The organism is Vibrio owensii CAIM 1854 = LMG 25443 (assembly GCF_000817815.1).
Taxonomy (GTDB): domain Bacteria; phylum Pseudomonadota; class Gammaproteobacteria; order Enterobacterales; family Vibrionaceae; genus Vibrio; species Vibrio owensii.
Genome location: NZ_JPRD01000003.1, coordinates 36,984 through 56,718, shown reverse-complemented (window position 1 = coordinate 56,718; position 19,735 = coordinate 36,984). Strand labels below are relative to the sequence as shown.

Sequence of the window (19,735 nt, the reverse complement as noted above, 5' to 3'; positions counted from 1 at the left end):
GTTTGTTCTGTGAAAGATGACATCCAGTGGCGCAATATCGATTTGAATTTGTTGGTGACCTTTTCTTACCTATATCGCTATCGCAGTGTGAGTTTGGCGGCCGAGAAAAGCTTTGTCAGTCAGTCTGCTATGAGCCATAGTTTGTCGCGCTTGCGCGTGTTGTTTGATGACCCATTGTTTGAGCGTAAAGGCCATAAGATGGATCCAACCGAGCACGCGCATCATATTGCGCCCACGGTGCATCATTTATTGGATTCGATTGCCAAAGACTTACTGACGAAGTCCGCTTTCCTGCCAGAAAACTATTCTGGCGTGTGCCGCATTGGTTTAACCGATTACGCCGAATTTATCTTCGCCCCACTGCTTTATGATGAAATCCGTAAGCGTGCGCCAGAAGCCCAAATCAGTTTTATCAACGTCAACCGCAGCAATTACGTGGCGATCACGGAGCACGATAAGTTAGATGTCATCATCGGCAGTATGCCTGTGCTCGACGATAACTTTGAGAGCCAGTACCTCTACACAGAAAAGCACGTATGTCTGTGTGATAAGCGAGTGTTGAAAGGCGAAACACAATTGTCGATTCACGCTTTTGCCAACATTGAACAAGCCCTCGTGAGCCCTGATGGTAGCTTGAGTACACAAGTAGACAAAAAGCTTGCTGAGCATGGCTTGAGCCGAAAAGTCACCGTTGCTTCACGTAACTTCCTTACGATTCGAAACTTGCTTAAACAGCGTGAGTTGGTTGCGATTGTGCCGGAGAAAATGGCGCAAGCGGAAGGGTTCTCGGACGATTTGGTGAGCGTCCAGCCGCCGATTGCGGTAGCGGATTTTGATATCGCCATGTTGTGGCATACCAGCCGTAACAACGAGGATAAAGGGATTTGGCTGCGTCAGCTGGTGGCAGAATTGATTACAGGGAGCAACGAAGACTCCCTGTAATTGACGACTGATTTCTACTCAGTGAAGAAGTCGTTGTATAGCATGTAAAGGTGCGCCGCGCTCCATGAGAAGTTTGGTGCGCCTTGTTGATCGCCCGTCAGTGGGTTGTAGTTCTCACGAATCGGGCCATCTTGCACAAGGCCGTCCGCATGCTGGAAGAAGGCCGTTGCCATCTCAATGGCGTCATCACGATAGCCATATCTGTCCATGCCTTTCAAGCCGAAGTAGAACTGATCGACCCATACGCGCCCACGCCAGTAAATATCTGGACCGAAGGCTGGGTTCGATAGCGCAGCCGTACCCAGTGGCACATACGTGTTGAACTCATTGCTGTCTTTCATCACTTTCACAACGGAATCGGCATGGGCTTGAGTCGCCGCACCATTAAACAGTGGCGACCAACCCTCAGGTCCCATACCGCGCTCGACAATCGGTTTGCCTGCACAGCCATTTGCCAGTGGTTTGTCTTCGATGCGAATGTCGTAGAAGAAGCCCGTTGACTCATCGAACATACAAGTGTTGATGTAGTTCGCCAGATGTTTAGCCTTCGCTCGGAAGTCTTTTGCTTCGTCTTCTTTGCCTAACATGTCCGCCATTTCAGCCAGATATTGATTATCGCTGTACATGTAGCTCGCTTGGTCGACGGATTCTTGTAGCAGCGAGTAACCCAGTAAGGTGCCGTCTTCAGCGCGGTTCTGCGCAAATTCCACATCCCAATCGCTGCGCTTACCGCCTTTGGCAACGTAAGCATCCAGTTGTTCTTTATCGATAAAGCCAAATACCGCTGCGTCATCGCGGCCAGATTCCCAAGAAGCGGCGGTTTGTGCTGGGCTCTCGATGTAATCGTAATTCCCCTCTGCCATCACTTTTGCCAGTGCTTTCTTACCCACGACTGTTTCATGCTCTTCGCCGCGAACCACCGTAAAGTACATTTCACCTTCTGGCGTATTGTGTGCTTTGTCTACCGCAGCGCCATATTCAGGAACGCCGTTGCCGTTGTTGTCGCGGTTACGCAGCCACCAGTTGTGGTACGCCACAAGCTTCGGATACATCTCTTCGATCCATGCCTTATCGCCAGTGGTTTTGTACACTTCCATGACCGCCCATGCAGCAAGGCTTGGTTTGGTATTACGTTCGTTCCAGTTGCCTCCGTCGCCGCCACGTTCTGGGCTTAAGTTGTAAGCCAATAGATCCGGCACATAACCCTCATCCCAAGGGCGAACAGGATCGTCTGCTTGAATTTGATAAGCGAACATTGCACGAATATTGTCTTTCGCGACATCTGGATTGAAGTGCGCCATCGCATAAGCTTGCTTCCATGTGTCCCAAGGCCACGTTTGGTTACCTGAGAACCAACGTGCTGTCACGGACGGGGTTACCGAATCGAACTTCATCGCACCTGCGACACCGCGCCAGTTACCGTTCAAGGTTTCCATCGATTTCACCGCCACGCGTTCTTGCTCTGGTGTGGCGTGTGGGTTGGTTAGACCTTTAGTTAGATAGCCTTCCCAACGCTGCTCAGAAGCCGAAAGGTAAGCTTCTGGATTTGCCAAAATATCTTGAATCTTCGCTTGTTCAGTTTGGTTTTCTTTTGCGGTTAGGACATGAGAGTAGGTGGTGTAAATCGTGGTTGAACCGTCGATTTTCGCCGTCGAAGTAAACTGATGACCATCCACCTGAGTATTCATGTTGATGGACTTATGGATTTGGTATTCAGACTCGCCAGAGGTCAGCAGATCCCACGTTGAACGCACTTTGCCAAATGTCACTTTTAAACCGTCATCCGTCGTGACGATAGTGCGGTTGTAATTTGGGTACTGCTCATCAATGGTTTTATCTGATTGGGATTTGCCTTCCTTCGCGTGGTATTTCTCAAGCAGTTGACCGTCCCATACGAGTTCAACTGGGGCGTCTGTGATGATGTTGGTTTCCAACAGAGAAGTGCGGTCAGAAGCAAAGCGCAGCGTCATCTCCACAGTGACATCATCAGAGGTTAGCTTTTGCACCAATGCGCCCGGCAAGCTGTACGCTTCCATTTCGAAGGCGACTTTTTTGCCATCTTTGTACACGCTTAACCGATCAAAATTATTGGCCATAAAGTTGATGTATTCTTCGGTCAGGAGCGCAGTGCCAGGAAAGCCACCCATACCTTCTGCATTGTCAGGCAATAAGTGTCCGTGCCATGCGCCCATATCGAAAAATGGATTAAAACGCTGGTGGTCATCAAAGTCGTAATCGCGCATGTATTCTGGAGAGCCTGTACGGTCAATTACATTCTTAAACTCGCTCGCTTGCAACGGTGTTTCAGAAGTTGTGACGGTATTACAGCCAGAGAGTGTCACCGCTGAACCAACGGCTAAAGCAATTAGGGTTTTACGTAAAGTCATGTTTGGTTCCTCGGTTTACCAGTAGAAATATTGCATTGCGAAAACTTGAGCATCGCCCGTCACGTTGTCATCCCCGACAGCAAAGCGACTATCAAATGCGGTTGCCCATGTGCCGTTGGCGTATTCCCACCAAACGCCGGCGTTGATGTAAGAAGTGATTTCATCTTCAGCGGTGTCTGATTCAAAATTGGCATAGTTGTAGGCCGCCGATAGATAGACACCCGGAGCGGCTTCGTACCATGCACTGGTCATAAAGCCTGATTCGCTACCGTCTGAGACTTGGTTGCCTTTATCGGTGTCGTGCCATACACGCGCGGCAACGTTTTTGTATTCCGCACCAATGAGGAACAGTTCACCACCGTCGTTGTTACGGACTTCTGCGCCGCCCATCAGAGTTAAGTGCTCAGCAATGTCGTATTGGATGTAACCATTGACCATGGCGTTCTTATCGATCCATTGATCAGCAAAGCGGTCGTATTTACCAAAGTTGACCCAAGAATCATCTTCCGAGAAGTCCGACTCAGGAGCGGCTGAAATGCTGTAGCGGAATTTACCTTCAAGGTTTTGAATCTTAGCGCCCAAGAACACGTCTCGCGTATTGGAAATCACGTAGCCATATTCGACCGTCGCATCGCCCCACCATTGAACGTCATCCAGAGAAGAGTCCATACGGCCAATCATAAACTCGGTGTTGCCATCGGTGCGGTAACCGGCATAGAAACGGTTGAAGCCACCCTCGAAGCCTCCCCAACCATGGCCTGTCGCCCAAGCATTGCCATCGTCATCAGCTTGAACTGTCCAGCCTTCCATATAAGCAAGGCCAAACCAGTTACCGTATTGGACAGCGAGGCCACCCTCGATGTAAGTACCGTCTGCGTAGCGGCCTTTGTTTTCGCCTTCTAACGCGACATGGCCACCAACGCCTAACTCGCCGTAAAAGTCGAAGCTGACTTCTGCGTCGGATTTTGGAGGTTGAGTAGGGCTATGGTCAGCTTGGCTTTCAGATGCATGGACATTGACAGCGGTAAGAATCAATCCGGACAAAACAGTTTTAGTAAAACAAGTCTTCATTTTAATCACTTCTTAATTGAGTAGGATTTATCGTTTGCTGACGTGGCTGAATTTATATGGGGGTGCTCTTAAGGCTTTAGGATCAGCTCGTGTGCAAACTTGGGATCAATTTTATCGATCAAATGGTATTTGATTAAATGCTCTACAGTTAAATTGTGATCGGTATTTAGTAAAGTTTTACTTGTTGTTTTTATGGATTGAGAGCGCTTATATAGGAAGAGGGAATGATGGTTTTTGCTATGTAATTACGCCCTAGAATGTGCTTGAAGTGTGGTGGTTTTTGCAGGGGATGCAGACCAAAAAGCAAAAAGAGCATCACGAAGATGCTCTTTGAATAATTGGGAATTAACGCTTATTTATGATTGCGTTACTGGCTCTTGCGCCTTTTCTTGCGTTGCTTGTTGTTTGATAGCTTGCTTCTTTTCAAAGCGAGAGATCCACCACCAAGCCAGAGCAGAGAAGACGGCCGTCATAAACACGTTGATGAAGAACGCACGTACCAAATCAACACCTGTCGGGAATGCCGATGCGGTCATGCTCACCACGAAGATGACAATCAGTACCGACACCACACTCATACCCACTTTGCGTGAACCCATGCGGAAGTCGCGCGGTGTATCGTCGTGTTTTAGACGGAATACAAAGTACGCAATCATGATGAAGATTGGCGGTAGCATCGCCGTACCTGCGGTTAGGTTGATCGCTTGGTTCATCATGTCTTGTACGGATTCTGAACCAAAGCCGTTGACGATCAGCATCACCACAACGAACGCGAATTGCCACCATGCTGCGCGTACTGGAACACCATGTTCGTTTAGCTCTGTGGTTTTCTCGCCGTACACACCTTTTGGAATTTCAGAGAAGTGAATTTTTACTGGTGCTGCAGTCCACATCATCATTGAGCCAAACATCGCGATGAACAAGATGATACCAACGAAGCGGCCAACCAATGCTGTTGAAATGTCGAAGTATTGCGCCATACCGGTAAAGATTTCTACCATGCCGCCAGCGTATGTTAAGTCTTCACGCGGAACGAACACGTTCACCAAAAGTGAGCCAATAGCGTACATCGCACCAATCAAGATGCCCGCCATGATGATCACTTTGATGAAGGCTTTTTGGCCGCCTTTTACGTCTTTCAGGTAAGCCGCTGCGGTTTCTGCACCGCCCGCTGCTTGGAAGATCCAACACATAATGCCTAGCGTTGCCCAGTTAATGGTTGGGCTCATTGCTTCTAGCGTGATTGGTTCTGCTGGCGTGTAGGTGTCGCCGCCTAATGCCATTAGCGCGCCGAGAACGTAAATGCCGAATAGTGCAAACACACCGTAAGCAACCAGCTCAGAAATTTTGCCCAACCAAGATGCGCCTTTGGTTGAAATGTGGGTCGCCGCTGCGAACAGAACAATCGAGATCACCGACGTCACCATTGGTGAGAAGGTGTATTCGTAACCAAGCATTGCGTAAGATGCGTAAGCAATCACGTTTGGTAGCAGAGACACAAACCAGAATAGGTTTACGAACCAGTATAGGAACGAACCTAGGTAAGCGGCTTTAGAGCCAAGTGGTTGTTTAAGCCAGTCGTACATGCCTGACTCAGAGTTTTTGTTCGCCGAAACGAACTCCGCAATGATGAATACAAATGGAATGAAGTAAACGATCGTCGCGAAAAGGAAGATAGGGGCAGAGCTAAGGCCAAGCTCAATGTTGTTGTTCACGATGTTACGGACGTTAAATACCGCCGCAAATGTCATCGACAGCAAGGCGAATTTGCCAATGGTGCCGCGCATAGATTCAGACATAGAGTCCTCCGATGAATCACGTCAATTCCCTTCGTAACTCAGTGATAGTGCTATTGACCGTTTTATCATCCTTGGGCGAATACTATTCGTAATCGCGTTGGATTGCTGAGGTCGACAACTGATCTGTGATCTGAATTACTTTGGGTTTATTTAATTATTTTGTTGTTAGGCCAGACGCGTTGTCTGGCCTTGCCTGTAAGCCGTTATTTATTTAGGAAATAGCCATCTTCGATAGTCACTTTGAGCACCACTTTTCTTACTCGGTTGTCACCGTGGAAGCGGTACGCTTTATCGTTATCAAAAATTGCAACTTGGCCTTCACAAAGCTCACGAGTCTCACCTTGACCGGAGAGAAATTCGCGGTCAGTTTCATCTCGATATGCTTGCTCCAGGCATAAATCGGATTTGTCGGCGAACTCCACAGTTTCGCGACCTTCTAGGTAGTAATGCACGTCGAAGTAGCGGCGGTTACCTTCAAACAGGTCGGTTTGTTTTGTGCCGTCTTCAATCATGTAAACCAGAGAGTCACCAATCGAATACATCACGCCGTCTTTGATGTTGGCGATGTTCTCAATCGCTTCCACGCAGCGGTTCCATTTACGACCGTCGCGGTACACGACTTTGAATTGTTCTAAGTTGTCTAACACGATCATGGATTACGCCTCGTTTGCTGTTTGAGTATTTGGTTGAGTGAAGAACGCATTGTCGAAATCATGGTTTGCCATGGCTTGCGCACTGCAATCACCTGCTTGAAGTGGCATCAGTGTTAGGCCATAACGGAACTCGTCCATGTACACGCGGTATGAATCAAGCACTTCGCTGCCCCATGAGTTCGAGCCCAGTCCCATCACTTGATGGTCAAGGTTGAGCGTGATGTAGCCGCTCTTCTCTAGCTCAATGGTGTGTTGCGCTTCGTGCAGGTTTTGGTTGGTGTAGAACCAAGCGCTGAAGTTGATTTCTTGCTGTGGTTTCACCAACAACCCCGTGCCGTGGCGATTCGTCAGTGATGCCCAACGAACGTGTTGGCGGTTGCCGTTGTTTTGTGGGAACGGGTAGTTCTCAAACATGTCGGCTACTGTGCTGTGGTAAACATCAATCAAGTTCGCTTGGCGGCTGTCTTGGTAGTTTTCTTCAGGGCCACGACCGTAGTAACTCACTTGGTCAAAGCTGCCGTTGATGCCCAAATCCAAGCCAATCACAGGGATTACGTGCGGGTAATCGCCATAGCGTTCTCCGCTCAGTTCCACATTCAAATGACCTTGTGCGTTGATTTGGTAGCGGTAGGTACAGCGCATGCCAAAATCGAACACAGGAGGTGCAATGATGCTGGTGGCCGTAATCGAAACCGAGTCATCCGTTGCTTCGACTTGTAGCGTGCGGAAGTGCTCTTGCATGATTTGTAAGTGCGCTGGGTGCCACAAACCTTCGTACTCTTGTTTGTGGTTATCAATCATTGGCTTGAAGAAGTTCAATCTAGGTTCTGATTGAATTAGCTCTTCACCATTGACGCGCCAAGAGGTCAGCTTGCCGTTGACTTTAGAGAAGGTCAGAGTGAAGTTGTGGCCTTCAATCACGTGCTCTAAGCGGCTTTCTGTGGTGACTAACGCTTGTGCATTGTGGCTAACAAATTCGGCTTCGCTTGCTGTGTTCTCTTTCAGTTGGAATTGGTACACCGCGATGTCGTGGTTCGCTTCGCTGTACAAAGTGCGGCTGTCTTTACGCACGGTGAAGTTGATAAAGGCTTCACGCTCGTCCAGTTCTGGCAGATTAATTGTGATTTCACGCGCGCTGTTTGCAGCAAGTTCTTCGACCTTAAACTGCACGCTGCGCAGCGTTTCACCTTCCGCTCGGACATCTGCCGTGATGGTGTAATCATCAAGGTTGGTAAACCACAATTTGTTCTCTACGGTGAAGGTGTTTGTCGTGCCTTCTACTGCTTGAATTTTCACTGGAGCGATGACTTGTTTGTACTCTTTCAAGCCCGGTCCAGGTGTTTGATCTGGGTAAATCAAACCATCCATACAGAAGTTGTAGTTATTCGGGTAATCGCCGTAATCACCGCCGTATTTGTAAAATTCTTGGCCGTTTTCATCACGTGCTAATACGCCGTGATCACACCATTCCCATACGTAGTGACCTTGAATGTGGTCGTGCGCATAGAACACGTTTTGGTATTCCGTTAGACCGCCAGGACCATTACCCATCGCGTGTGCGTATTCACAAATGATGCGTGGTTTCTCCTGTGGGTGCTCACCAAAGTGATTCATGAGCTGCGCACGTGAGTACATGGTAGAAATTACGTCGACAACTTCTGCATCACGGTCTTCTTCGTAATGCACCAAGCGGGTGTCATCAATAGCTTTGGTTGCGTCGTACATAGCGCGGATGTTGCAGCCGTAGCCGGACTCATTACCCAGTGACCACATGATGATGGAAGGGTGGTTCTTTTGCGCATGAACGTGGCGTTCTGCGCGGTCTACAAACACACTTTCCCATGCGGCATCGTTGGTGATGCGGCTTAGATCGCCAACGTTCGCGAAGCCGTGGGTTTCTACGTCGGTTTCTGCCATTACGAACAAGCCGTAAATGTCACACAGTTCGTAGAAGCGTGGGTCATTAGGGTAGTGCGCGGTGCGAACTGAGTTGATATTGTGTTGCTTCATCAAAATCAGATCTTTCTCGATGCGCTCCATGCCAACTGCACGACCTTTTAGGTGGTCGTTATCGTGGCGGTTCACACCGTGCAGCATCACGTATTGGTTGTTGATGTAGAAAAGACCATCACGCACTTTGATATCGCGGAAGCCAACGCGCTGCGGGATCACCTCAATTACATTGCCTTGTGCATCTTTTAACGTGATGAACAGTTGGTATAGGTATGGATTTTCCGCGGTCCAATGGGTTGGGTTTACTACATCAATGGCAAAGTTTGTTTGGCTGTTGTCTTGGATAGTCAGTGCATCACATTGGCCACTAGCAATCACTTTACCTTTGTCTTGTAGTGCGTATTCCAGTGTGTAACCAGATACAGCCATAGTAGACAGGTTTTCTAGCTCAACTTGGCAGCTTAAGGTGGCACTTTGGTAATCGTCGGCGAAATCAGTACGAACAGCCAGGTCTTGGACGTGAACGTGCTCTTTTCCGACAAGGTAAACATCACGGAAGATACCCGCCGTCCACCACATATCTTGGTCTTCAATGTAAGTCGAATCTGCCCATTGCATAACGCGTACAGACAATAAGTTCTCGCCTTGTTGAACGTAAAAAGAAATGTCGAACTCAGCGGTTAAGCGACTGCCTTTGCTAAAGCCAACGTAATGACCGTTTACGTAAACTTCGAAGTAAGTTTCAACGCCATCAAATTTGATGATGGTTTGTTTGTTGTCCCATTGCTGGCCAAGCGTGAAAGTGCGTTGGTATGCGCCAGTTGGGTTGTCGGTTGGGACAAACGGTACGTCGATAGGGAATGGGAAACCTTCGTCAGTGTATTGAAGGTCACCGTGGCCTTCCATTTGCCACATGTTCGGAACGGTAATGCGTCCCCAATCTTCCATTTTTTGAGAGTAAAACGCTTCAGGCACCAAAAGCGGGTTAGTGAAATAGTTGAATGTCCATTGACCACTCAGCAGTTTAAAGCGGCTGCTCAGCTCGCGTTGGAACGTTTGTGCGTTTTTAACTGAATCGTATGAGAAGAAGTAAGCACGTGGTGCCATACGGTTCTCATGTAGGTGAAGGAAGTTTTCCCAGTTGTTCACGTTTGTTCTCCCCTCGGCTTAGCTTGGTCATTTCGACGCGGTATCGTCAGCGTCGAATCTGCCCAAAAGAAATGCAGCCGATGTATTGTGAAAAGGCTTATTAGTTATCTGGGAAAGATATTAGTAAAAGTTTTACTAAAATAAATTAGTGAAAACGTTTAACTTTAACTTGATCACGTTTTAATACGTGATTGGTGAGCAAGATGTGATCAGTGTAAAGGAATAGCATCCCAAGCTTATTTGCTGGGTAAAACGAGTAAAAAATAACGGGGATTTAGAGAAAGGAAATAAAAAAGCACTGAGGATTCAGTGCTTTATAAAATAGGAGTTAAGAGGGAGAACTACTTAGTCGTGCCGCGCAGTTTGAGTTTGCTTGGTACGTGAACTTGCAATGGCAGCGCACGACCATCGCGGTATTTTTCTACCAATAAGTTTACCCCTTGTATGCCCATCATCTCTGAGTGAATTCGCACAGTAGAGAGCGGTGGGAAGGTAAAGCGCGCGGTTGGAATGTCATTCACACTGATCAGGGCAATGTCTTGTGGAATGTTCAAACCGAACTCATGGATAGCACGTAAAACCCCAATCGCAATCGAGTCTGATGCGATAAAGAGTGCTGTCGGAAAGTCGCCTTTTGCCAACATCGCTTTGGCTAAGTCGTAACCCGATAGGCTAGAAAAATCGCTGCGGTAAATGTCGTTCTCTGATACAACACCTTTTAGGTTGCCGTATTCCACAAACGCATTCTCACGAATGTCCGCCGTGTTGGGTTCGTCTTGTCCGCCAATGAAACCGATGCGCTGATAACCTTGTTCGACGAAGAAGTCGACAACTTGCTTACTGATGCGAGCAAGATCGATATCAACACTGTCGTACACGCTGTCGCTGTCTGAGAAGTCGATATAACAAATGCTGTCTGCGAGGCGCTTAGGTAGTTTATTGATGATCGCTTTGTCGGTTTTACCAACTAAAAGGATGCCGGTGATCTTTTGCGTTTCGACATCAATGACGCTGTCGTAGCAGTTGGTTAATGTAATGCCCAACCTGTCGCACTGGGTTTCAATCCCGTGACGAATCGACAAGTAGTAGGGGTCATTCACCTCTGCTTCTTGCTTGTAGTTATACAAAGCTAAAAAGTGGTGTTTTTGTTTCGCCTCTTTGGTGGCTTTTTTCGAACTGCTGGTGCGATATTCCAGCTTTTCAGCAATCTCTAAGATGCGGTGTTTGGTTTCTTCTTTTACGCTCAGAGTCGGATCGTCATTCAACACGCGTGAGACGGTTGCAAGTGAGACGCCCGCTTCTGTAGCGATATCTTTTAGTGTTGCCATGTTCACTTCCCGTTGGCAAAGCTCACTGTCCCAGTGAGATAAGCAATAATCCCACCATTGTAAACAGCTACTTATGGATGCACAAATTTTTAGTAAAACTGTGCGAGGAGTGAAATGAAGCGATCACCGCGATAAGCGGAATTTTTAAGCAAACAAAAGCCCGAACGGCTAGGACAATCCGTTCGGGCTTTGTTATTTATCATTACCACTTAACACGAGTGGTAAGGCGATAAGGTTAAACCTAAGACTTTTTACCTTTGGTTTTATCTGGGTCGACAAGCAAGTGATCAAACACATGGCGAATGAATGGTGCTCCGACTTTTGAACCACCGTTACCGTGCTCAATCACAACGGTCGCTACGTATTTTGGATGGTCGTACGGTGCAAACGCAGTGAACAACGCATGGTCAAGCAGGTGGTTAGCAAGCTTTTTCGAGTTGTAGACTTCGTCTTTACGCAAGCCAAATACCTGCGCCGTCCCCGATTTACCACCGCTGCTGTACTCTGCGCCTTTGAATGCGCGGCGACCAGAACCATGTGCGCCATTGTTTACCAAGCGCATCGCGTTGATTGGAATGTCCCAGTATTTATCTGGCACACCTTCAATTGGCGGCAGATCTTTCGGTGCAACGTCGACCTGATTTTCAAACTCTTCACCATGTTCAATCACGGCTTTAAGTAGGTGAGGTGCTTTCATTTCACCATGGTTAATAAGGAATGAAGTCGCTTTGGCGATCTGCATTGGCGTCGCTGTCCAATAACCTTGGCCAATACCGATTGGCACTGTGTCGCCCTGATACCAAGGCGTGCGGTGGCGTGCGACTTTCCACTCACGGGTCGGCATGTTCGCACTGCTCTCTTCATAAATATCGATGCCGGTTGGCAAGCCAAAGCCGAACTTGTTCATCCATTTTGAGATGCGGTCGATGCCAAGGTCAAAGGCGGTTTGGTAGAAGAAGGAGTCCACGGATTCTTCAATCGCTTTAGTGACATCAACATTACCGTGACCCCAACGTTTCCAATCTCGCCATGCTTTTGAATTCGGTTTCGAGCCCGGAATACGCCAAGACCCGTGATCGTTACGCACCGTCGTTGGCGTAATGACATGTTCCTCAAGCCCCGCCACTGCCATAAATGGTTTTACGGTTGAAGCCGGAGGGTAAACACCAAGCGTAGTGCGGTTTACCAAGGGGTGAGCAGGATCGTTCAATAGTGATCGGTACGCTTTGCTGGAAATGCCGTTCACGAATGGGTTGGGGTCATAACTTGGGCTAGATGCCATTGCGAGTACGCTGTTGTCTCGTGGGTCGAGCACCACAGCACTACCTTGGCGGTGGTCGAGCTCTTTGTAGACGTATTCTTGTAACTCGATATCAAGGTTTAGCACGATGTCTTTACCCGGAATCGGCGGTACGTATTTGATGGTGCGAATGACACGGCCGCGGCTGTTTACTTCGACTTCTTCGTAGCCCTTGGTGCCATGGAGAAGGTCTTCGTAGTAGCGCTCAACGCCCAACTTACCGATGTTTTGCGTTGCTTGATAGTTCTGCGCTTTACCTTCTTCATCAAGGCGACGTAAATCTCGGTCGTTGATGTGCGAAACGTAACCTAGGACGTGCGTCAGCTTTTCACCGTAAGGATAAAAACGCTTGAGGTCGGCAGTGACAAACACGCCATTAAACTCATGCTGATGAACAGAAAAGCGCGCGACTTGTTCGTCATTTAGCTCATTCATGATGGTGACAGAACGAAAGCGGCGAGTGTGCTTGTAGCGTTTTTTAAAAGCGTCGACTTGTTCTGGGGTGATGTCGACGTAATGACGCAACTTTTCAATCAGAGCATCCGGATCGCCTGCTTGCTCTGGGATCATGTCAAGGTTGTAAACCGGGCGGTTCTCCGCCAGCAATACGCCATTTCGGTCGTAGATCAAGCCGCGTGTTGGCGCGATAGGCAGGATTTTGATTCGGTTGTCGTTAGAGCGTGTCTGATAATCTTTAAAGTGGTTAACCTGCAAGTTGTACAGGTTCGCGACCAATCCACCCAGCAAAATAACCATGCCAAGGAAGGCAACGATGGCACGGTTCTTAAACAACCGCACTTCTTGGTTGTGGTCTCGAAATTCATTTCGCTTGCGTAGCATGAGGGCCCTTCAGATTTGTTTTTGTTCTTTGCATGCCCCGATAAAAGGAAAAGACGCGATTCGAGTCTTGTTACAAAAGGTTACATTTGGGGCGGGGCTACTGTAGCGGGCTTTATCTCTCGTTTTGTAAGAGCAATGTCAGGTATCGATTGCGGAAAATCATCTTTCTGGTTTGCGTGAATCACCGTGTTTTTTTTACATTGTGTAAACGTTTATACATGTAAGTGTCATAAATCTTTCCCATTTTTCTGCTCTAACCCAATTTTCTTTATTTTTATTGATTTTGAATCGTGATGTAATTTTGTGGAAACGTTTACACTATTTTGAGTTTGATCACGGATCTGGATCGGTTTTGATTGGTAGACTTTTAGCCAGTTAAGAGATGAGCGAATTTGCTTGGTGATCAGGCTCAACCAATTTCCAAGCATCGAGCAGCAAAAGTGGAGAAGCAAAAGTGAAAGTTCTTGTCACAGGCGGTATGGGGTACATCGGCAGTCACACATGTGTCCAGATGATTGAAGCAGGTATGGAGCCAATCATTGTCGACAACTTGTGTAATGCCAAAGTGGAAGTGTTAAGCCGCATTGAAGCGCTAACCGGTAAGCAGCCGGCTTTCTACCAAGGCGACATTCGCGATGAAGCCTTTTTGGACTCAGTATTTGCCAAGCATGACATTCAAGCTGTGATTCACTTTGCTGGCCTGAAAGCGGTGGGCGAATCTGTCGCGAAACCATTGGAATACTACGACAACAATGTAAATGGCTCATTGGTGTTGGCGCGCAGCATGCGTAAAGCAGGCGTGAAAAGCATTGTATTTAGCTCATCGGCAACGGTTTACGGCGATCCTGACATTGTGCCGATTACGGAAGACTCTCCAACGGGGGCTACCACTAACCCATACGGTCGCAGCAAGTACATGGTGGAAGAGTGCTTAAGCGATTTGTTTAATGCAGAAAACGACTGGAGCGTGACTTTGCTGCGCTACTTCAACCCAGTTGGTGCGCATCCATCGGGCACTATGGGTGAAGACCCTCAGGGCATCCCGAACAACTTGATGCCGTTTATCGCGCAAGTGGCAGTAGGCCGCCGCGAAAAACTGTCGGTATTTGGCAACGACTACCCGACGCCGGATGGCACAGGCGTGCGTGATTACATCCACGTGATGGATTTGGCTGATGGCCATATCGCAGCGCTGAAATCGGTAGGTGAAAAAGCCGGTTTGCACATTTACAACCTAGGCACGGGCAAAGGCTCTAGCGTGCTTGAGATGGTAGAAGCGTTCGCAACGGCTTGCGGTAATCCAGTGCCTTACGAACTTTGTCCTCGTCGTCCTGGTGACATTGCAGAATGCTGGGCAAGTACAGATAAAGCGGAGCGAGACCTTGGCTGGAAAGCGACGCGCAGTGTTGCGGAAATGACGGCAGATACGTGGAAGTGGCAGTCAAATAACCCACAAGGCTATTCCCCTGCGTAATTGAAGCTGCAGCGTTGTTGCCTGCACTTTCCAATTCCAATCACATAGAAAACCTATGCTCATGGATACTGGAAAGCTTGCCGCCTAGCTGCAACTCCAATTTCATTGGGGAATGCAGATGAAAGAAATTTTAAAAGTTGAGTAAGTAAGATGTCGAATGTTGAATTTAACCCAGTGGATCACCCACACCGTCGTTACAACCCCCTAACGGGTCAGTGGATTTTGGTGTCACCGCATCGTGCAAAACGTCCTTGGAGTGGTGCTGATGAGAAGCCTGCAATTGATGAGCTACCAAGCTACGACGAGAAGTGTTTCCTTTGCCCAACCAACGAGCGTATTTCTGGTGATGTAAACCCAGATTACCAAGGCACGTATGTGTTTCAAAATGACTTCGCAGCACTGATGGTGGACTCTCCAGATGCACCTGAGTCAGACAACCCGCTGTTCAAAACGCAAGGTGTGCGCGGGTTGAGCCGAGTGATTTGTTTCTCGCCTGATCACAGCAAAACTTTGCCTGAGCTACCGGTCGACAAAATCCGTGGCGTGATTGATACGTGGAATGACCAAATCGAAGAGCTGGGTAAAGACTACGTTTGGGTTCAAGCATTCGAGAACAAAGGCGAGACTATGGGTTGTTCTCAGCCTCACCCACACGGTCAAATCTGGGCAAACAGCTTTTTGCCAAACGAAATCGAGCGCAAAGAACACAACTTAAAAGCTTACTACCAAGAGCATGGCAGCAACTTGCTGGTGGATTACGTGCAAGCTGAACTTAAAGATGGTTCACGCACCGTGGTTGAGACCGAACACTGGGTTGCTGTTGTTCCTTACTGGGCGGCGTGGCCATTCGAAACCATGCTACTTCCTAAAACGCACATTCGTCGAATGAGTGAGCTAACCGATGAGCAACGTGATGACCTTGCGGTTGCAATCAAAAAGCTAACCAGCCGTTACGACAACCTATTCCAATGCTCTTTCCCTTACTCAATGGGCTGGCATTACGCGCCGTTCTTTGAAGAAGGTACCGATATCGACCATTGGCAACTGCACGCGTTGTTCTACCCGCCACTGCTACGTAGTGCAACGGTTCGTAAGTTCATGGTTGGTTATGAAATGCTGGCAGAAAGCCAACGCGACCTAACCGCAGAACAAGCAGCGCAGCGTCTGCGTGACCTAAGCGATGTGCACTACAAAGAGCAATAACGCCTCAAAGTAGACTGATAACGAATAACGGGATAGCGCGACTTTACAGATAGAAAGTTAGGCTCAACGCGCTATCCCAATATCAAATTTATAATTTAAGAGAACGTCCCTATGTCTGATCTAATCCAAAATGTGAAAACCTCTTTTGAACAAGTGCTGGGTTACGCCCCAAGCCACATTATTCAAGCGCCTGGTCGTGTAAACCTGATTGGTGAGCACACTGACTACAACGACGGTTTTGTACTGCCATGTGCGATCAACTACCAAACCGTTGTGGCGGCAGCGAAGCGTGAAGACAACCTAGTACGCGTCGTTTCTGTGGATTACGGCAACGCCGTTGATGAATTCGACATCACGCAAGAAATCACATTCCAACAAGACAAAATGTGGGCGAACTACATTCGCGGTGTGGTGAAGTGTCTTCTTGCTCGTGGTTACCAATTCTCTGGTGCGGATATTTCTGTTAGCGGTAACGTGCCTCAAGGTGCGGGTTTAAGCTCGTCGGCAGCGTTGGAAGTCGTGATTGGTCAAACGTTCAAAGTGCTGTTCAATCTTGAAATCAGCCAAGCGGAAATCGCGCTAAACGGCCAACAAGCAGAGAACGAATTCGTTGGTTGTAACTGCGGCATTATGGACCAAATGATTTCGGCAGAAGGCCGTGAAAACCACGCTATGCTGTTGGATTGTCGTAGCCTAGAAACTGAAGCGGTATCAATGCCTGAAGACATGGCGGTGGTGATCATCAACTCAAACAAAAAACGTGGCTTGGTAGACAGCGAATACAATACACGTCGTGAGCAGTGTGAAGAAGCGGCGCGCATTTTCGGTGTGAAAGCACTGCGTGATGTGACCATTGAACAGTTCAACGAGAAAGTCTCTGAGCTAGACGAAATGGTCGCAAAACGTGCTCGTCACGTAATCACAGAAAACGACCGCACGGTAGAAGCGGCGCAAGCACTTCGCGCGCACGACATGAAGCGTATGGGTGAACTGATGGCCGAGTCTCATGCTTCTATGCGTGATGATTTCGAAATCACAGTCAAAGAAATCGATACGTTAGTTGAGATGGTGAAAGAAGTGATTGGTGAGCAAGGTGGCGTGCGCATGACGGGCGGCGGCTTTGGTGGTTGTATTGTTGCAATTGTACCGCCAGCGTTGGTTGACGAAGTGAAAGCAACGGTAGAAGCGAAGTACCAAGCAGCAACGGGTCTAAAAGAATCCATCTACGTGTGCCAAGCGAAAAACGGCGCTGGTTTAGTCGAAGTACTTTAAGTGCAAAATTGCTTTAAGTTCAAAGTGCTTTAAGACGCAGTAGGAGCGAGAGATGACTGAGCCATTAACTATCACGATGACACAGCAGGCCGCCTTTGATGGCGCGCCTGCCAACGTAGTCGAACTGAAAAATAACACAGGCATGAGCGTTACCTTTATGGATATTGGCGCGACATGGCTGAGTTGTCGTTTACCTTTGGCGAATGGGGAGTTGCGTGAAGTGCTTCTCGGAGTGGGGACGATGGGGAGTTTCATGCAGCAACAGTGTTACATGGGTGTCACTGTTGGTCGCTACGCAAACCGCATCGCCAATGGTCTTTTTGAAGTGAATGGCGAAGTATTTCAAGTGTCTACTAACCAAGCGGGCAACTGTCTGCATGGTGGTGAAGAAGGTTTTGATAAACGTCGTTGGAAGATTGAGTCTCACTCAAATCAGCAAGTGACGTTCTCTTTATTGTCTGAAGATGGCGACCAAGGTTTTCCGGGCAATCTAGAAGTGCAAGTGACGTATACGCTGACTGATGATAACCAAGTGAGCATTGCGTACTTCGCTAAGACAGACAAAGCGACACCGATCAACTTGACCAACCATGCTTACTTCAATTTGTTGGGGGCAGAAGCGGACTTAGATTGTCGTTCGCATCGCTTAACCATCGTTGCAAGCCAATACTTACCAACCTCTGAGGTCGGTATTCCGCTGGGTGAATTGCAAGATGTGAAAGGTACTGGATTTGACTTTAGAAGTGAAAAACCAGTTTCAGAACACTTCTTACAAGATGAACAACAGGTTGCCGCCAAAGGGTATGACCATAGCTACCTATTCGATGCTCATCGTGATGTTTCAAAACCAGTTGCGCTGGTGGTTTCTCCTGATGAAAAAGTGCACCTGTCAGTAGTGACAAACAAGCCTGCGATGCAATTGTACACGGGCAACTGGTTAGCTGGCGCACCAAATCGCCGTGGCGGTGAATATAATGATTACGCGGGTCTGGCGTTAGAAACGCAGTTTTTACCAGATTCGCCAAACCATGCTGAGTGGGCGCAGCCAAGCTGTATTCTTGAGCCTGAACAAGAGTACCGCTTCTGCACCACTTATCAGTTTGCTTTCTAGGTAAACTGAGCATTTTCGAGCTTTTGGGTTACTGTAGGCTTTTTGCTCACAGTAGGTCAAAAGCTCATCGAAAGTTGGCAAAATAACGCTCTCTACAAACACCCCAAAAAGAAAAAGCTCTGTCACTTCGGTGGCAGAGCTTTTACTTTGTAACCTATCTTGGCACTGACTAGCGCGATATCTTAAAGGCGATCCACCGAGTTACGGCGCACTAACGTCGGGCTAAATATGATGGTGTCATCTTCCACTTGCTCATCACGTGATAACGCTAGCGCCAAACGTGCGGCACGCTCTGCCATCATTTCGATTGGGTAACGAATCGTGGTCAAACTTGGATTGACGAAGCGAGCAATTAAGCCATCGTCGAAGCCAACCATGGACACTTTTTCTGGTACGTCGATGCCGTTTTGGTCTAACGCTGCCAGCGCACCTGCTGCCATGTAGTCGTTGTACGCCACCACGCCAGTGATTGCGAGTGATTTGGTTAGCAGATTGGTCATGGCTGTTTCGCCGCCGTCACTGTTTGGCTCGCCATATTCGACATAACTTTTTGATAGCTCGATATCGTGATCTTTTAGTGCCGCTTGGTAACCTTGTAAACGCTCATCGGTATCTTCGATGTCATGGGATGAGGCGATACAAGCGATCTTTGTGTGACCATGACGAATCAAATATTCCGTCGCTAAGTACGCGCCCTTGCGGTTATCAAGAGAGATACAACGCTCTGCCAATTCTGGGATATGGCGGTTGATCAACACCATGCCTTTAACTTCTTTGGCGTAGCCGATCAGTTCTTCATCTGATAAACCTTTAGAGTGAATCACAATGGCTTCACAACGGCTGTTGATCAGAAGTTCTAGCGCTTGGCGTTCGTCTTCTGGGTTGTGGTAGCCATTACCAATCAGAATGTGTTTGCCGTTTTCACGCGCCACGTTATCTACCGATTTCACCAGTGTGCCGAAGAACGGGTCTGAGACATCACCCACAAGCACGCCCATGGTGTTGGTACTTTGGCTGACGAGTGCTCGCGCTGCTGCGTTTGGACGGTAGCCCAGTTTGCTCATTGCTTGCGTCACTGCGTCGATAGAAGATTGGCTTGCTTTCGGTGATTTATTGATCACGCGAGAGACGGTTGCGACCGATACGCCGGCTTCTTTCGCGACATCCTTGATTGTTGCCATGAGGGACCTTTCGTGGGCTAAATAACGTTAATTGGAGTATTAAACACCCATTGTGTAATAAGTGCAATCAAC

Annotated in this window: 13 protein-coding genes; 5 read left to right on the top strand and 8 right to left on the bottom strand. The window is 48.1% G+C overall.

From position 1 onward, the window contains the following. Positions 1–9 precede the first annotated feature (9 nt). Positions 10–942 carry a LysR family transcriptional regulator gene (locus tag H735_RS00605; RefSeq protein ID WP_027726526.1) on the top strand — a complete coding sequence of 311 codons (933 nt, stop codon included), beginning with the start codon at positions 10–12 and terminating at the stop codon, positions 940–942. A gap of 14 nt (positions 943–956) precedes the next feature. Here the strand turns inward: H735_RS00605 and ygjK are convergent, their stop codons facing one another. From ygjK to mrdA, 7 genes are all read right to left on the bottom strand, one after another. Further along, a complete protein-coding gene (ygjK, locus tag H735_RS00600; protein WP_020193930.1) occupies positions 957–3,329 on the bottom strand; it encodes an alpha-glucosidase in 2,373 nt (790 codons plus the stop codon). 15 nt (positions 3,330–3,344) lie between these two features. Further along, positions 3,345–4,400, bottom strand: a complete 1,056-nt coding sequence (gene ygjJ, locus H735_RS00595; protein ID WP_020193931.1) for a protein YgjJ — start codon at positions 4,398–4,400, stop codon at positions 3,345–3,347. A gap of 356 nt (positions 4,401–4,756) precedes the next feature. Continuing rightward, positions 4,757–6,199, bottom strand: coding sequence for an amino acid permease (locus H735_RS00590; RefSeq protein WP_020193932.1), 1,443 nt, complete (start codon positions 6,197–6,199; stop codon positions 4,757–4,759). 203 nt (positions 6,200–6,402) lie between these two features. Continuing rightward, positions 6,403–6,852 carry a beta-galactosidase subunit beta gene (locus H735_RS00585; protein WP_020193933.1) on the bottom strand — a complete coding sequence of 150 codons (450 nt, stop codon included), beginning with the start codon at positions 6,850–6,852 and terminating at the stop codon, positions 6,403–6,405. A gap of 3 nt (positions 6,853–6,855) precedes the next feature. Then, the gene (gene ebgA, locus H735_RS00580; protein ID WP_020193934.1) at positions 6,856–9,954 is read right to left on the bottom strand and encodes a beta-galactosidase subunit alpha; all 3,099 of its coding nucleotides are present in this window, start codon (positions 9,952–9,954) and stop codon (positions 6,856–6,858) included. 341 nt (positions 9,955–10,295) lie between these two features. Next, positions 10,296–11,282, bottom strand: a complete 987-nt coding sequence (ebgR, locus tag H735_RS00575; protein ID WP_020193935.1) for a transcriptional regulator EbgR — start codon at positions 11,280–11,282, stop codon at positions 10,296–10,298. Positions 11,283–11,523: 241 nt separating this feature from the next. After that, a complete protein-coding gene (mrdA, locus tag H735_RS00570) occupies positions 11,524–13,422 on the bottom strand; it encodes a penicillin-binding protein 2 (protein WP_020193936.1) in 1,899 nt (632 codons plus the stop codon). A gap of 454 nt (positions 13,423–13,876) precedes the next feature. Between mrdA and galE the strand changes: the two genes are divergently transcribed. The 4 genes from galE to galM all read left to right on the top strand — a co-directional run bounded on the left by galE (position 13,877) and on the right by galM (position 18,482). Continuing rightward, complete coding sequence (gene galE / locus H735_RS00565) at positions 13,877–14,896, top strand: UDP-glucose 4-epimerase GalE (protein WP_020193937.1); 1,020 nt, start codon at positions 13,877–13,879, stop codon at positions 14,894–14,896. A gap of 150 nt (positions 14,897–15,046) precedes the next feature. Then, positions 15,047–16,099: a UDP-glucose--hexose-1-phosphate uridylyltransferase gene (locus H735_RS00560; protein ID WP_009707482.1), complete on the top strand. Its 1,053-nt coding sequence runs from the start codon at positions 15,047–15,049 to the stop codon at positions 16,097–16,099. Between the two features lie 111 nt (positions 16,100–16,210). After that, positions 16,211–17,371, top strand: coding sequence for a galactokinase (gene galK, locus H735_RS00555; RefSeq protein ID WP_012128763.1), 1,161 nt, complete (start codon positions 16,211–16,213; stop codon positions 17,369–17,371). Between the two features lie 52 nt (positions 17,372–17,423). Continuing rightward, positions 17,424–18,482 carry a galactose-1-epimerase gene (gene galM / locus H735_RS00550; RefSeq protein WP_020193938.1) on the top strand — a complete coding sequence of 353 codons (1,059 nt, stop codon included), beginning with the start codon at positions 17,424–17,426 and terminating at the stop codon, positions 18,480–18,482. A gap of 182 nt (positions 18,483–18,664) precedes the next feature. On the opposite strand, the gene H735_RS00545 is transcribed toward galM, so the two are convergent. Next, positions 18,665–19,663 (bottom strand): substrate-binding domain-containing protein, encoded by a 999-nt coding sequence (locus tag H735_RS00545; protein ID WP_005427398.1) that lies wholly within the window; start codon positions 19,661–19,663, stop codon positions 18,665–18,667. Positions 19,664–19,735 lie beyond the last annotated feature (72 nt).